The organism is Hylemonella gracilis ATCC 19624 (assembly GCF_000211835.1).
Lineage (GTDB): Bacteria > Pseudomonadota > Gammaproteobacteria > Burkholderiales > Burkholderiaceae_C > Hylemonella > Hylemonella gracilis.
In genome coordinates, this window is sequence record NZ_AEGR01000056.1 from 25,112 (window position 1) to 39,079 (window position 13,968).

Sequence of the window (13,968 nt, forward strand, 5' to 3'; positions counted from 1 at the left end):
CGCGTTCATGCCCTCAGCGACCCGCTGGCTCCCGGCCTTCCTTGTCCCAGGAGGACGACGCCCGCAGCAGCCGCTCCAGGTCGCGCTTGGCCTTGGGTGCGGTGTCCATCGTCATTGGGGCGGGAAATCGCATCATCCAGTTGCCCATGGGGTCCACCACGTAGATGTGGTCCTCCATGGCCTGTCCGGCCGCCGGCATCAACCATCCGGACAAGACCTCGGGCGCCACGCGCAGCACGGTCGCCTGCTTCAAGCCGGCGCTCAACACCTCGGACACGGGCTGGGCGTCGTTGATGAGCCAGACCCAATCCATGCGGTCTTTCTCACGCCCCATGCCCTCGCGCAACTGGCGCTGGAAATACAGCCTCTGCTGACAGACCTGGTCGCAGGCACCGCCGCCGACGCTCACCAGCAACCACTGCCCCTTGAGGCTGTCCAGCGGCACGGCACCTCCCGCCAAGTCCACGGCTTGCGCCAAGGGCACAGGACGCTGGGGATGAATGAGTTCACCGAAGTTGCGGCGCCCCTCCGGCCGGATCACGTAGTAAGTGAAATACGAAACCACCACCGGCGCGGCGCACACGAGCAAGACCATCAGCATCTTCCAGCGGCCCACGCGCGTGCGGCGTGCGGCCTGCTCGCTTTCGGCCAGCGCGGAACCGGGTTCAGGCAGTCCGTGGACGGTCAGGCCGAGCACCTGGTCACGGTCGGCATGGCCGTGGTCAGCGCCCATCTTCGGCGCGGCTGCTGCCACCGAATCGGAGCCGGGGGAAGAAGCGGGGGAGGATTTGGAACCAGACATAAAGAAGAACCATCAAGGCACAAAGACCGAACCACTGGAACGCATAGCCATAGTGCCGGTCCACGCCGCTGTCCGGCTGTGGCCAGTCGCGCAGCAAGCCGTCGGCTGGCACGCGGTCGGGCTCCGCATTGCTTTGCTGAAGGGACAGTCCCGCGAGCGGCAAACCAGTTTCCGCGCGGAAAGCGTCCAAGTCCAAATTCTGCCGGATTGCGCCACGCTCGGTCGCGCCGAGCTCATAAAGCCGTGCCGGCGGCGGCGACAAGATGCCACGCACCTCCACCTGGCCTGGCGGGGTCTGAAGTGCGGGCAAGCGGGTTCGGTCCTCGAAGTTGCGAGGCATCCAGCCACGCTGCACCAAAAGCACACCGCCGCCCTCCAGCCGCAAGGGCGTCAACACGAAAAAGCCTGGCCGGCCATGCATCTGGCGGTTATCCAGCCAGACGGTGTGCTCCGCAAGCCAAACACCGCGAACCAGTGCCCGACGATGCAACAAGGCCGCCGAAGGTTCGCGTGCGGTCACGGCTGCAGCTTCGGGACTCAGAGCGTCGATCAGCGGTTCACTGACCCGGGCGTCGATGGCCGCTTGCAAGGCCTCTTTTTGGGCGGCACGGGTCAGTTGCCAGCGCCCCAGTGAGGCGGTCACAGCCACGCCCAGCACTGCGGCCACCGTCACCCACCAGAAGCGAGCCCCCAGCATCGGACGGGGTTGGCTCACGCGATAATCCCCGTCATGAAATACCTCGTCGCCCTGGCCTTCTTGGCCATTCTTGCCAGCCTGGGTTCAGCCCTGTTCTTCATGCTGAGGGACGGCCGCAACGGGCAACCCAAGACGTCCCGCATGGCGCGGGCCTTGGGATTTCGCGTGGGATTCTCCATCCTGATCTTTCTGTGCATCCTGCTGGCCTGGAAGTTGGGCTACATCCATCCGACGGGCATCAACGCCGGCCAATAGAACGGTCCGCAGACTTGCTGAAAAGACAAAAGCCGCTGATCGACAGTCAGCGGCTTTTCTTGCTTAGAGCGTGGATCAGAGCCAGTACACCAGAATGTAAAGTCCCAGCCAGACCACGTCCACGAAATGCCAGTACCAGGCCGCGCCTTCAAAACCGAAGTGACGCTGCGGGGTGAAGTGACCCTTCATCAGGCGCAAGGTGATGAACAGCAGCATCAGCATGCCGACGAACACGTGCAGACCGTGGAAGCCCGTCAGCATGAAGAAGGTGGAGCCATACACGCCGGACGAGAGCTTCAGGTTCAGCTCGGTGTAAGAGTGGTAGTACTCATAGCCCTGCACGAACAGGAACACCAAGCCGAGCAGCACGGTGATCCACATGAAGCCGATCGTCTTGGAACGATTGCCGGCCTGCAGCGCGTGGTGGGCGATGGTCAGAGTCACGCCAGAAGTCAGCAGCAGCGCGGTGTTGATCGTGGGCAGCCAGAAGGGGCCCATGGTCTGGAAAGGCTCGATGATGCCGGCCGGGGAAGCCGTGGCGCCCGCAGCCAAGCTGGGCCAGACGGCCTTGAAATCAGGCCAGAGCACGGCATTGTCCAAGCTGCCCAGGGCGGGCACGGAATGGACGCGCGCCCACCAAAGTGCAGTGAAGAAGGCCCCGAAGAACATCACTTCCGAGAAGATGAACCAGGTCATGCTCCAGCGGTAGGAAATGTCGATCTTGTGGCCATACTGGCCGCCCTCGCTCTCGGTGATGGCATCGCGGAACCACTGGTACAGCACCGTCAGCCACCAGACCAAGCCGAAGGCCAGGGACCACTTGCCCCAATCGTGTCCGTTGACCCATTGACCCGCGCCCAGAATGACGAAGAACAGGCCGATGGACGCCATCACGGGATGACGGGACGGACCCGGCACAAAGTAGTACGGGGCGCTGCCGTGTGCGGTGGTTGAACTCATGTTTACTCCAATCCTTCGCTTGGGTTTTCTTTTGGAATCTGAAAGTTTGCGGTAGCGGTCAGGTCGACACGGCGAATTTCACCGCCAGCATCAGGATGCCGATGAAGATGAAGACACCGATGATGCCTGCCGCGATCAAGTGGTAAGGCTTGAGACGTCCAATATCGTCCTGAAAATCCTTGCCGCGGCGAATACCCAGAAAGGACCATGCCACGGCCTTCGCCGTCGCCCAGAAGGACGAACCACGCGCCCCACGGCCTTCCTGCGTCACTGGGTCACTCATGAAGCCCCCTGCCCTTCAGCCTTGCGAGCCGCGGTGGGCGCCGGTGGGGTCTTGCTGCCGACTTCAAAGAAGGTGTAGGACAGGGTGATCGTGGTGACGTCGCGAGACAGCTTGGGGTCGATCACGAAGACCACGGGCCATTCCTTCTTCTCACCCGGCGCGAGGGTGTATTCGTTGAAGCAGAAACATTCCAGCTTGTTGAAATGCGCGGCCGCTTGGCGTGGCGCATAACTGGGAATGGCCTGGGCGGACATGCGCCGATCCTGCACGTTCTGGAATTCGTACATCACCGTGACGAGTTCGCCCGGATGCACTTGCATGGAGCTTTGAGCGGGTTTGAACTGCCATGGCCCACGGGCGTTCGCGTCGAACTCCACCGTGATGGTGCGGCTCGTGTCGACCTGGGTGTTGCTGGCCACTTGGGGGCGGCTCAAGCCACGCTCGCCAATCGCCAGCACATTGATGCCGGTGAATTCGCAGATCGCCTGATAGAGCGGAACCAGGGCGTAGCCGAAGGCGAACATGCCCGCCACGATCACCGTGAGCTTGCCCACCATGCGCAGGTTTTCACGCCGCAGGTTCATCGTCTTGTTCCGCTGACCAATCAGTGGCCGAAGAAAACGAACTTCGCCACGAAACCGCAGAAGAACACCAAGGCGACCGAGGCCAGGATCAGGCCCAGGCGAACGTTGGCTTTCTTCTGCTCAGGTGTGGTCGGCATGGCGGTTTCGTCCTCAGGATGCGCGGGTACGCTCAACCGACAATCTTCGTCGCCGTGGCGTCGAGCTTGGGCGGCGTTTCAAAGGTGTGGAAAGGCGCGGGAGAAGGAACTTCCCACTCCAGGCCCTCGGCGGCTTCCCAAGGTTTCTGAACCGCCTTCTCGCCCTTGCCACGCATGGCGGGCAGCACGACGAACAGGAAGAAGTAGACCTGCGCCAGACCGAAGCCCAAGGCTCCCACCGAAGCAATCGCGTTGAAATCGGCGAACTGCATCGGATAGTCGGCGTAACGGCGCGGCATGCCGGCCAGCCCCAGGAAGTGCATGGGGAAGAAGGTGATGTTGAAGGCAATCATCGACCACCAGAAGTGCAGCTTGCCGCGGAACTCGCTGTACATCACCCCGGTCCACTTGGGCAGCCAGTAGTAGACGCCCGCAAACATCGCGAACAAGGAGCCCGCCACCAGCACGTAATGGAAGTGGGCCACCACGTAATAGGTGTCTTGCAGTTGGATGTCGATCGGCGCCATCGAAAGGATCAGACCCGTGAAGCCGCCCATCGTGAACACGAAGATGAAGCCCACGGCCCACAGCATGGGCGCCTCAAAGGTCATGGAGCCGCGCCACATCGTCGCCAGCCAGTTGAAGATCTTCACGCCCGTGGGCACGGAGATCAGCATGGTGGCGTACATGAAGAAGAGTTGGCCCGTCACCGGCATGCCGGTGGCGTACATGTGGTGAGCCCACACGATGAAGGACAGGATGGCGATCGAGGCGGTCGCGTACACCATCGAGGCGTAGCCGAACAGCTTCTTGCGCGCGAAAGCCGGCACGATGGCACTCACGATGCCGAAGGCCGGCAAGATCATGATGTACACCTCGGGATGGCCGAAGAACCAGAAGATGTGCTGGTACATCACCGGGTCACCACCGCCGGCGGGATTGAAGAAAGTCGTACCAAAGTGGCGGTCCGTCAGCGTCATGGTGATCGCACCGGCCAGCACGGGCATCACCGCGATCAGCAAGTAGGCAGTGATCAGCCACGTCCAGCAGAACAGCGGCATCTTCATCAGCGTCATGCCAGGAGCGCGCATGTTCAAGATGGTCACGATGATGTTGATCGAGCCCATGATGGACGAAGCACCCAAGATGTGCATGGCAAAAATGCCTGCATCCATGGAGGGGCCCATCTGCAGGGTGAGCGGCGCATACAGCGTCCAGCCCGCGGCGGGCGCACCACCGGGCATGAAGAAAGACGTCACCAGCATAATGGCCGCGGGGATCATCAGCCAGAAGCTGAAGTTGTTCATCCGGGCAAAGGCCATGTCGGAGGCCCCGATCTGCAGCGGAATCATCCAGTTCGCGAAGCCGACGAAGGCCGGCATGATCGCGCCGAACACCATGATCAGGCCGTGCATGGTGGTGAGCTGGTTGAACAGCTCAGGGTTCACGATCTGCAGGCCAGGCTGGAACAGCTCAGCACGGATCAGCAGGGCCAGCACGCCGCCGATCATCAGCATCGTGAAGGCGAACAGCAGGTACAGCGTGCCGATGTCCTTGTGATTGGTCGCGAAGACCCAGCGCCGCCAGCCCGTCGGGGCATGGTGGTGATCGTCGTGGTCATGGGCATGACCAGCGTGGTGGGAATGGTCGAGAACGGCGCTCATGATGACTTCCTTCTTCAACTCTTTGATGTTCTGGCGCGGCTCAGCGCGCGGCCTTCACGTCGGAAGGCTGAACCAGGAAACCCGTCTTATTCGACCAGGCATTCTTGGTGTAGGTCACGACGGCCGCAATCTCGGTGTCGCTCAAGGACGACTTCCAGGACGGCATCGCGCCCTTGCCGCCCAACACGATGGCAAGCTGCTTGCTCTTGTCGGCGTCCAGCACGATGGGCGAGGCGTCGAGCGGCTTGAACGGACCCGCACCCTTGCCATTGGCTTGATGGCAGACCGCGCAATTAGCGGTGTAGACCTTCTCGCCGCGAGCAACCAGATCGTTCAGCACCCAGACCTTGTTGGGATCATCAGCCTTGGCGGCCATGGCCTTTTTCTCGGCATCCACCCACTTGGTGTAGTCCTCGGCCGAGACCACCTTCACATGGATGGGCATGTAGGCGTGCTCCTTGCCGCAGAGCTCGGCACACTGACCATAGAAATCGCCCGTCTTTTCAGCGCGGAACCAGGTGTCGCGAACGAAACCAGGAATCGCGTCCTGCTTGATGCCAAAGGCAGGCACCATGAAGGAGTGAATGACGTCGTTGGCGGTGGTGATGATGCGGACCTTCTTGTCGACCGGCACGATCAGCGGCTTGTCGACTTTCAGCAGGTAGTTGTCCGTGGGCGGGGGGTTACCCGACTCAGACATCTGACGGTGGCTCACGTCGAGGGTCGACACGAAACCCAGGCCCTCGCCCTCACCCTTGAGGTAGTCGTAACCCCACTTCCACTGGTAGCCGGTGACCTTGATGGTCAGATCCGCGTTGCTGGTGTCTTTCTGAGCCACCACGGCCTTGGTCGCGGGCAAGGCCATCAAGATCACGATGATGAAAGGCACGACCGTCCAGGCGATTTCAACGCCCACGGATTCATGGAAGTCGGCAGACTTCGCGCCCTTGCTCTTGCGATGCTTGTAGATCGAATAGAACATGACGCCGAAAACGCCGAGGAAAATCACCGTGCAGATGATCAGCATCATCCAGTGCAGCCATTGCTGCTCGGCGGCGATCTTGGTCGCGGCGGGGCCCAGGTTGAGCTGATTGACGGCAGGGCCGCCAGGCAGATCATTGACGGCCGCGTGAACGGCGGCGAAACCGGCCGTCGCGGCCCAGACTCCCACGGATGCGCCAGCCGCGAGCAACAGTGAAGCCAGTTTGTCTGCAATGCTCTTCATCATGTTCACTTCTTGAAGGTCTTGAATATTCTCGGATTGCCCGGACTTTAGCGGCAACCGCGCCGGCGTGTGGGCAAAAAATGCCCACAGCCCGGACTATGGCAATCTGCAGCGGCGGATTGTAGCCGAGCCCCCTCGCGGCTCAATCACGGCGGCGCTGTAGTTGACTGCGCAGCTCGTCCACGGAAAGCCGCATTTCAGGCGTCACAGCCAGCCGGCGCTCGGGCTTGAGGGCGTGTCCATAAATGATTTCGAACGTCAGCCGCAGCCGCCCGCCATGGGCGGGGTCCGCCAGACGGGCCAAATCGGCCAAAAGGCGCTTGCGCCAGCCCTTGCCCCGCAAGCCAGGAAAACGTTCGGGGTGCAAATTGCGCCCCAGTTCGCGCAGTTCCCGCAGCAGCCGCTCGGGGGAATCGAAGGTCAGCACGATGCGCTCCATGTCCATCACCGGCTCGGCGAAACCTGTCGCGACGAGCATGTCACCCCAATCGTGCATGTCGGTGTACTCGTGCGTGGGCGGCTGCCAACCCAGGCCGGCGTATAGCTCGCGCAGTTCACGCAGGGTGTCGGGCCCGAGACAGGAGAACATCAGCACGCCATCGACGTTCAGCGCCGCATGCCAGGCGCGCATCAAGGCCAGGGGCTCATCGGCCATGTGCAGGCTCATGTTGGCCCACAGCAAATCCACGGTCTGGTCCTGCGCAGGCATCCAAACCGTCGGCGCCGCAGATCGAAACCAGGTTGCCCAACGCCGCCACCATGGTCCGCGCGCCACGCGCCGCGCCCAGGCGGCTTCTTCGGGGACGGCCGCATGCATCGAGGCGGGGACCCCAGGGTAACGCCGGACCAATTGCTCGTGCACGGACAGGCCGCCACGCACCGGCTCCCAGTGCAGCCAGCTGCGAGGCTGGCGGACGATCCAAGACAGCCGATCCTCCATGCGCCGGGCCACTTCCTCGTGCAACCAGGCCGACGCGAACCGACCATCGATGGTGTGGGGGCGCTGGCGCCAGCGCGAAGCGGCAGCCGGATCGATCGTCGGGGGGCGGGTATCGTTCATGGACAGCGCGCGAGTATAGAAAGTTCAGGCCGCAAGCGTCGCGTCGTCTGCCAAACTCCCCCCATGTTCCGTGCCCTGCTGTCCCGACTCGCCTCAGGTCCTTGGCTGCCCAGCCAATGCGCCATCTGCCGTGCCTGGCCCGCCCAACCCCTGTGCGCGGCCTGCTTGCGACGCTTCGCGTCGCCCCGGCCTCGGTGCCGCGCCTGCGCCCTGCCGGTCGCGGAAGGCATGGACGTCTGCGCGGTCTGTCTGCTGTGGCCGCGGTCCGGCGCGCAGACCGACGGCAAGGCACCGCTGGATCAGTTGGACCGTTGCCACGCCGCCGTGGACTACGACTGGCCCTGGAACGATCTGGTGGGGCGCTACAAATTCAGCCCCGAACCTGGCTGGGCTACCGTCCTGGCCGAACTCATGCGCGCCGCGCCCGGCGCCGCCGACGCGCTGGAGGCCGCTGACGCCGTGCTGCCGCTGCCACTGACCCCGGCGCGCCTGCGAGAGCGGGGCTTCAACCAAGCCCTGCATTTGGCGCGCGCGCTCTCGCCGGGCAAGACCCGCTCGGACTGGCTGCTGCGCCTGCGGCATACCCCAGACCAGCACAGCTTGCCTCGCGATGAGCGCCTGCTCAATGTGCAGGACGCCTTCGGCGTGCCCCCCGGCAAACGCCGCCGGATCGAGGGCCAGCGCCTGCTGCTCATCGACGACGTGATGACCACCGGCGCCACCTTGAACGCCGCGGCAGCGGTATTGCGCGAGGCTGGCGCGGTGGAAATCTGCGCCTTGGTGCTGGCGCGCACGCCACTGGAAGGCTGGTGAACCGTGTCTCCAGGAGCCAGCGACAATCCGCGCCATGTTCCGCATCGTCCTGGTTCATCCCGAGATTCCGCCCAACACGGGCAACGTCATCCGCTTGGCTGCCAACACCGGCTGCGCCCTGCACCTGATCGAGCCGCTGGGCTTCGCGATGGAAGACCGCCTGCTCAAGCGCGCCGGCCTGGACTACCACGAGTACGCCGAAGTGCGTCGCCACGCGGATTGGGAAGCTTTTCTGTCGGAAGAACGGCCAAACCCCGAACGGATGTTTGCACTCACCACGCGCGGCACGGGCGTCGTCCATGACTCGGCCTTCCTGCCGGGTGACTGGCTGGTGTTCGGCGCAGAGACCAGCGGTCTACCCCCCGGGGTGCGGGCTCAGTTCGCGCCCGAGCGACAACTCAAACTTCCCATGCGCGCGGGCCAGCGCAGCCTGAACCTCAGCAACGCGGTGGCGGTGACGGTGTTCGAAGCCTGGCGTCAGAACGGTTTCGCGTCTTAACCGCGCCGCGTGTCAGGCTCAGGGATCGCGGCGCAATGGATACACACGTCGTGCACGGCGATCAGGGATAGCGGCGCACGAGGGCCTCCGCCACGCAGACCGGCTTGTCCGCACCCTCGCGCTCCACGGTGACGTTCCAGGCCAGTTGCAGGCCGCCATGCTCGATGGCCTCGGCACGCAGCAGCGTCATGCGCGCGCGAAGGCGGCTGTTCACTGGCACTGGCGCGGTGAAACGGACCTTGTTGAGCCCATAGTTGACGCCCATGCCGGACTCGGCGATCTCAAAGGCCATTTCGAAAAAGCGCGGCAGCAAGGACAGTGTCAGGAAACCGTGAGCAATCGGTCCACCAAAAGGCCCCGCCTTGGCGCGCTCTTCGTCCACATGGATCCACTGGTGGTCCCCCGTGGCCTGGGCAAACAGCCGGATTTGTTCCTGTGTGACGGTGAGCCAGTCGCTGACGGCCACTTCCTGACCGACGCACGCGGCCAGTTCGGCCAGGGTGCGGAATGTTCTGACGGGTGTGCTCATGATGGGCCCGGGTCTCCTCTTGGTTCAGCCCCTCCAGGGGAGGGTCCACTGTAACGAGGGACCGCAGACTCAGGCGTCAAGCCAGCGACACAGCTCCGACCACTGAGCCAAGTCTTTCTCCACGCGCCCCGGCGTGACGTCAAAGAGCGTCAGCCCCTGGGCGGCCAGATGCACATAGTTCTGCGTCTCGCGCAGGCAAGCCAGCAGGGGTACGCCCAGGCCGTTGACGAACTCACGCAGATGCTCGGCCGCCAGCGTGCGCCCATGCACACGCATGCCCACCACGCCCATCTGCAGGTTACGGGGAGCCAGTGCCTTGATTTCGTCCAGGAAGGCCCGGGTCGCGAAGATGTCGAACACACTGGCCTGCAGCGGCACGATGAGTTTGCTGGCGTGCGTCAAAGCGTCCTTGAGGCGCGCGCCGGTGAAGCCGGCGGGTGTGTCCAGCACCACATGGGTGACACCTTTGGGCAGCTTGGCCACCTTGCCCCCGCCCTGGGTCGCGTCCACCATGTCCCAACCAACGATGGGCGGCACCGTCGCGGGCCGCAGGCTCAGCCAAAGGCGCGAGGACTGCTGGCGGTCCGCGTCACCCAGCATGACAGCATGGCCTCGGTTGGCGTAATACCCCGCCACCTGGGTGGACAGCGTGGACTTGCCCACGCCACCCTTCGGATTGGCAATCACAACAATCGGCATGCGGCGCTCCCTGCTGTTGACGGCCGCCGACGGCAGAGGCCGGGCGGTCCGCAGTGATGTTAGCGCAGCGCGCCGATCGCGCCGCCACAACGGCAGTCAGGGGCGTTCGTCGCGGGCGCGCCGCTCACTCGCCTCCCAGTCGTGACCCTCCTTGCCTCGGTGCGCGGTCTCCTCGCGCAACTGGCGTTCGAGCTCCTCGCGGCTGGTGCGCACGGCCTGGATGTAATCCTTGAATTCAGCCTTTTCGCGCATGCGGGCGAAGGCATCCACCTGCCGCTCATTGGCCAACCGGAAGCCATCGGCCATTTCCTTGGCCTCGTAGGCGCCCACGCCCAGAACCTCCAGCACATGACGCCCCAGGCGCAGTGAGCTTTCGTACACCTCGCGTTGGACCACGTGGGCTCCGATCTTGCGTAACTCGTAGTAGTGCGAAACGTCGTAGGCGCGCGCGAGCACCTGCAGATGAGGATAGGCTTGGCGAGCACGTTCGACGATGGTCATGGCGGCGTCCTTGTCGTCCACGGCCACGACCAGCACCTTAGCCTGCGCCGCGCCCGCGGCCTGCAACAAATCAAGCCGGGTCGCATCACCGTAGTACACGTGGAAGCCGAATTGCCGCATGCTTTCGATGTGCTGCGCGTCGCTGTCCATGATGGTGCTGACGACGCCATTGGCCAGCAGCAAGCGGCCGACCATTTGCCCGAAGCGGCCAAAGCCCGCGATGATCACCGGGCTGTGGTCCATCTCGGTGTCGTACTCCCGCTCGGACTCGTTGATGCGCCGCCGAGCGCATCGCGAGACCCAACGGCCATGCGCGATCAGCATCAGCGGCGAGAGCACCATGGACAGGATGATGACCGCCGTATAGACGGAGTTGACCTCGGCCTCCATCAAGCCCACCGAGGTCGCGGCGGCATACAGGACGAAGGCGAATTCCCCGCCCTGGGCCATCAGCACCATCCGCTCCAGGGCCATCTCGTGGCTGCTCTTCACCAGCCGCGCGACCGCGTAGATGGCCGCTGACTTGAGCAGCATGTAGGCGACCACGCTGGCCAGCACCAACCGCCACTGCGCCTCGATGACGGTCAGGTCCATCGACATCCCGACCGCGAGGAAGAACAGGCCCAGCAGCAGACCCTTGAACGGCTCCACATCGGCTTCAAGCTGGTGACGGAACGAGGACTCGGCCAACATCACCCCCGCGATGAACGCACCCATCGCGGTCGACAGACCGCCGAGGTCCATCCACAATGCGGCGCCGAGCACCACGAGCAAAGCAGCCGCCGTCATGACCTCGCGCGAACGCGCGGCGCTCAACAGCATGAACAATGGGTTGAGCAACCAGCGCCCCACGGCCAGCAGCACCAGGAAGGCTCCCAGGGCCAAGCCGATGTTCAACACCCTTGCCTGCCAGCCCAGCGCGACGTGCCCGCCATCGTGCCCGCCTGGAGCGATGAAGGTCACGATGGCCAGCAAGGGCACGATCAGCAAGTCTTCCAACAGCAGGATGGACACCACCTTCTGCCCCGCCGGACTGGCCAATTGCTTGCGTTCGACCAACATCTGCATGACGATGGCCGTCGACGTCAGCACGAAACCGGTACCCGCCACCCAGGCCTGCGCCCAATCCAATCCCAGCGCCACGCCCGCGGGCGTCAGCAGCACCATCGCGAGGCCCACCTGCAGCACACCCAGACCAAAAATCTGCCGGCGCATCTGCCACAGGTGCGCCGGCCGCATTTCCAGACCGACGATGAACAGGAACATCACCACGCCCAGTTCCGCCGTCTGCAGGATGGTGGCGGGGTCGTGGATCAGACCCAGCACCGAGGGGCCGATCAGCAACCCGGCCGCCAGATAACCCAGCACGACGCCCAAGCCCAAGCGCTTGAACAAAGGGACGGCGATGACAGCCGCCGCCAGCAGCGTGACCACCGGCACCAGATTGGGGCCATGCCCTCCGGTGGCCGCGGCGGCGTGCACTGCGTCCTGCGCGGCGAGCGCGGCGCTCATGCTGCTGCCTCCAGCAATTCGACCAATCGACCGCGGTAGCTTCTGGCCGCTTCGGCCAACGTCACGGTGTCCAGTTGACCGGTGCCATAAACGATGTGCGGCTCCAGCCACTCCATGCCGCAATAGAGAGCGGTCTGGCGGATCGGTGCGCCCATCTCATGCACGGTGTGCTGGTTGTAGCCATCCCGACTGTAGGCGGCCTGCGCACCCCCAGTGGTCACGGTCCAGAGCAGGCGCTTGCCTTGCAGTGCTTGCACGCGCTGCCCAGCGGGGTCGTGCCCGTAAGCCCAGCCATAGGCCAGTACCTTCTCGAACCACAGGCTCAGCAACGCGGGGGTGTGGTACCAGCGCATGGGATGCTGCAACACGATGATCTGGCTCTCGGCCAGCGCCGCCTGCTCAGCCGCCGCATCGATGTGGAAATCGGGGTAGAGGGCGTAGAGGTCGCGCATGCGAACGCCCTGCAAATCCTCCACCGCCTGCCGCAAGGCCCGGTTGACGCGTGAATGCAGGGGATAGGGATGGGCGTAGATGAGCGTGAGCATGCAGAGGCGATTCTGCATCAAGGCCCACGCTAGCCGGATCTTGGAGATGCCGGTTCGGAAGTGAACACTGCGTCGCCGCTACCGACGTCGGCGAGGTGCGCGGTGTTCAAAGAACGGTGCAGGCTTGTTCGAAGCTCAAGCGCCCGTTGCGCGCGAATTCCTTGCTGTGGTCGGCGTAACCCAGGTTCAGGATGAAGTTGACGCTGTGGCGACCATCGGGGAAGAACTCGGCGTTGACCTTGGCGGCGTCAAAACCCGCCATGGGTCCACAGTCCAGGCCCAGGGCCCGCGCAGCGAGGATGAAGTACGCACCGCCGAGCACGCCGTTGAGACCGGCCATCTTGCCGGCCATGGCCAGATTGCCCTCGAGCATCTCTTTCGCGCCCGCGCCATGCCAGATCTGGGGCATGTGTTCGTAGAACTTGCTGTCGGTCGCCACCAGCACGGTGACGGGAGCGCTGCGGGTCTTGTCCACATTGCCCGCGGCCATCAACGGCAACAAGCGGGCTTTGGCTTCGGAAGTGGTGATGAACACATAGCGCGTGGGCTGTGAATTCATGGCCGTTGGCGCCATGCGGGCCAGTTCATAGACCTGCTTCAACAGTTGCGGTGCGACCGGCTGATCGAGGAAGCCGTTGGCGGTGCGCGCGGCGAGGAACAGTTGATCGAGCGACTTGGAATCGATGGGATGTGCCATGAATCAGTACCTTGAATCAGAGTTGCAAGTGCTCGGAATTATCCCCCGCCGTGCGTTACCGCGGCGTGGGTGCTCAGACCAGGCGCAGGTCCACGACGATGTTGCCGCGCGTGGCGTTGGAGTACGGGCAAACTTGGTGGGCGGTGTTCACCAGGTCCTGGGCCACGGCGCGGTCCAGGCCGGGCAGGCTCACGGCCAGACGGGCGGCGATGCCAAAACCCTGGGGGATCGGGCCGATGTCCACCTCGGCGTCGATCGAGGCGTCGGCGGGCACGGCGATCTTCTTCATGCTGGCCACATGCTTGATGGCCCCCATGAAGCAAGCCGAGTAACCGGCGGCGAACAGTTGCTCGGGATTGGTGGCACCACCGGCACCGCCCATGGCCTTCGGCGGAGACAGCTTCACATCCAGCAGGCCATCGTCGCTGGTGGAACGACCCTCACGGCCACCCGTGGTATGGGCCTTGGCGGTGTAGACGACTTTTTCGAGAACTGTGGGCATGGTG

The 13,968-nt window shown here is 63.8% G+C and carries 18 protein-coding genes; 3 read left to right on the forward strand and 15 right to left on the reverse strand.

Features of this window, described 5'->3' with window-relative positions; genetic code table 11:
- Positions 1 to 13: 13 nt before the first annotated feature.
- Complete coding sequence (locus HGR_RS08460) at positions 14 to 802, reverse strand: hypothetical protein (protein WP_081463488.1); 789 nt, start codon at positions 800 to 802, stop codon at positions 14 to 16.
- Positions 723 to 1,517: an SURF1 family protein gene (locus HGR_RS08465; protein ID WP_406564769.1), complete on the reverse strand. Its 795-nt coding sequence runs from the start codon at positions 1,515 to 1,517 to the stop codon at positions 723 to 725. The genes HGR_RS08460 and HGR_RS08465 overlap by 80 nt, the downstream gene beginning before the upstream one ends.
- 15 nt (positions 1,518 to 1,532) lie before the next feature.
- Between HGR_RS08465 and HGR_RS08470 the strand changes: the two genes are divergently transcribed.
- Positions 1,533 to 1,754: a twin transmembrane helix small protein gene (locus tag HGR_RS08470; protein WP_006297790.1), complete on the forward strand. Its 222-nt coding sequence runs from the start codon at positions 1,533 to 1,535 to the stop codon at positions 1,752 to 1,754.
- A gap of 75 nt (positions 1,755 to 1,829) precedes the next feature.
- Here HGR_RS08470 and HGR_RS08475 read toward each other — a convergent pair whose 3' ends face one another.
- From HGR_RS08475 to HGR_RS08500, 7 genes are all read right to left on the reverse strand, one after another.
- Positions 1,830 to 2,714, reverse strand: a complete 885-nt coding sequence (locus tag HGR_RS08475) for a cytochrome c oxidase subunit 3 (RefSeq protein WP_006297791.1) — start codon at positions 2,712 to 2,714, stop codon at positions 1,830 to 1,832.
- A gap of 58 nt (positions 2,715 to 2,772) precedes the next feature.
- On the reverse strand, positions 2,773 to 2,997 hold the full coding sequence (locus HGR_RS08480; RefSeq protein WP_050797421.1) for a DUF2970 domain-containing protein: 225 nt from the start codon (positions 2,995 to 2,997) through the stop codon (positions 2,773 to 2,775).
- Positions 2,994 to 3,581: a cytochrome c oxidase assembly protein gene (locus HGR_RS08485; protein ID WP_006297793.1), complete on the reverse strand. Its 588-nt coding sequence runs from the start codon at positions 3,579 to 3,581 to the stop codon at positions 2,994 to 2,996. Before HGR_RS08485 ends, HGR_RS08480 begins: the two co-directional genes overlap by 4 nt.
- 20 nt (positions 3,582 to 3,601) lie before the next feature.
- Positions 3,602 to 3,718, reverse strand: a complete 117-nt coding sequence (locus HGR_RS17785; RefSeq protein ID WP_006297794.1) for a cytochrome oxidase small assembly protein — start codon at positions 3,716 to 3,718, stop codon at positions 3,602 to 3,604.
- A gap of 32 nt (positions 3,719 to 3,750) precedes the next feature.
- Entirely contained in the window at positions 3,751 to 5,382 is a 1,632-nt protein-coding gene (gene ctaD / locus HGR_RS08490; RefSeq protein WP_039853021.1) for a cytochrome c oxidase subunit I, read from the reverse strand.
- A gap of 40 nt (positions 5,383 to 5,422) precedes the next feature.
- Positions 5,423 to 6,607 (reverse strand): cytochrome c oxidase subunit II, encoded by a 1,185-nt coding sequence (coxB, locus tag HGR_RS08495; RefSeq protein ID WP_006297796.1) that lies wholly within the window; start codon positions 6,605 to 6,607, stop codon positions 5,423 to 5,425.
- A 142-nt stretch (positions 6,608 to 6,749) separates the two neighbouring features.
- Positions 6,750 to 7,667, reverse strand: coding sequence for a hypothetical protein (locus HGR_RS08500; protein WP_006297797.1), 918 nt, complete (start codon positions 7,665 to 7,667; stop codon positions 6,750 to 6,752).
- A gap of 63 nt (positions 7,668 to 7,730) precedes the next feature.
- On the opposite strand from HGR_RS08500, the gene HGR_RS08505 reads away from it, so the two are divergent.
- Positions 7,731 to 8,480, forward strand: coding sequence for a ComF family protein (locus tag HGR_RS08505; protein ID WP_006297798.1), 750 nt, complete (start codon positions 7,731 to 7,733; stop codon positions 8,478 to 8,480).
- A gap of 34 nt (positions 8,481 to 8,514) precedes the next feature.
- A complete protein-coding gene (locus tag HGR_RS08510; protein WP_006297799.1) occupies positions 8,515 to 8,979 on the forward strand; it encodes a tRNA (cytidine(34)-2'-O)-methyltransferase in 465 nt (154 codons plus the stop codon).
- Positions 8,980 to 9,040: 61 nt separating this feature from the next.
- Here HGR_RS08510 and HGR_RS08515 read toward each other — a convergent pair whose 3' ends face one another.
- The 6 genes from HGR_RS08515 to HGR_RS08540 form a co-directional block, all read right to left on the reverse strand.
- Entirely contained in the window at positions 9,041 to 9,508 is a 468-nt protein-coding gene (locus HGR_RS08515) for a MaoC family dehydratase (protein WP_006297800.1), read from the reverse strand.
- 69 nt (positions 9,509 to 9,577) lie between these two features.
- Complete coding sequence (locus tag HGR_RS08520) at positions 9,578 to 10,207, reverse strand: ParA family protein (RefSeq protein WP_006297801.1); 630 nt, start codon at positions 10,205 to 10,207, stop codon at positions 9,578 to 9,580.
- A 96-nt stretch (positions 10,208 to 10,303) separates the two neighbouring features.
- Positions 10,304 to 12,220, reverse strand: coding sequence for a monovalent cation:proton antiporter-2 (CPA2) family protein (locus HGR_RS08525; RefSeq protein WP_006297802.1), 1,917 nt, complete (start codon positions 12,218 to 12,220; stop codon positions 10,304 to 10,306).
- On the reverse strand, positions 12,217 to 12,765 hold the full coding sequence (gene kefF / locus HGR_RS08530) for a glutathione-regulated potassium-efflux system oxidoreductase KefF (protein WP_006297803.1): 549 nt from the start codon (positions 12,763 to 12,765) through the stop codon (positions 12,217 to 12,219). The genes HGR_RS08525 and kefF overlap by 4 nt, the downstream gene beginning before the upstream one ends.
- A 106-nt stretch (positions 12,766 to 12,871) precedes the next feature.
- On the reverse strand, positions 12,872 to 13,462 hold the full coding sequence (locus HGR_RS08535) for a malonic semialdehyde reductase (RefSeq protein WP_006297804.1): 591 nt from the start codon (positions 13,460 to 13,462) through the stop codon (positions 12,872 to 12,874).
- A gap of 73 nt (positions 13,463 to 13,535) precedes the next feature.
- Positions 13,536 to 13,964: an organic hydroperoxide resistance protein gene (locus tag HGR_RS08540; RefSeq protein WP_006297805.1), complete on the reverse strand. Its 429-nt coding sequence runs from the start codon at positions 13,962 to 13,964 to the stop codon at positions 13,536 to 13,538.
- Positions 13,965 to 13,968: the final 4 nt, after the last annotated feature.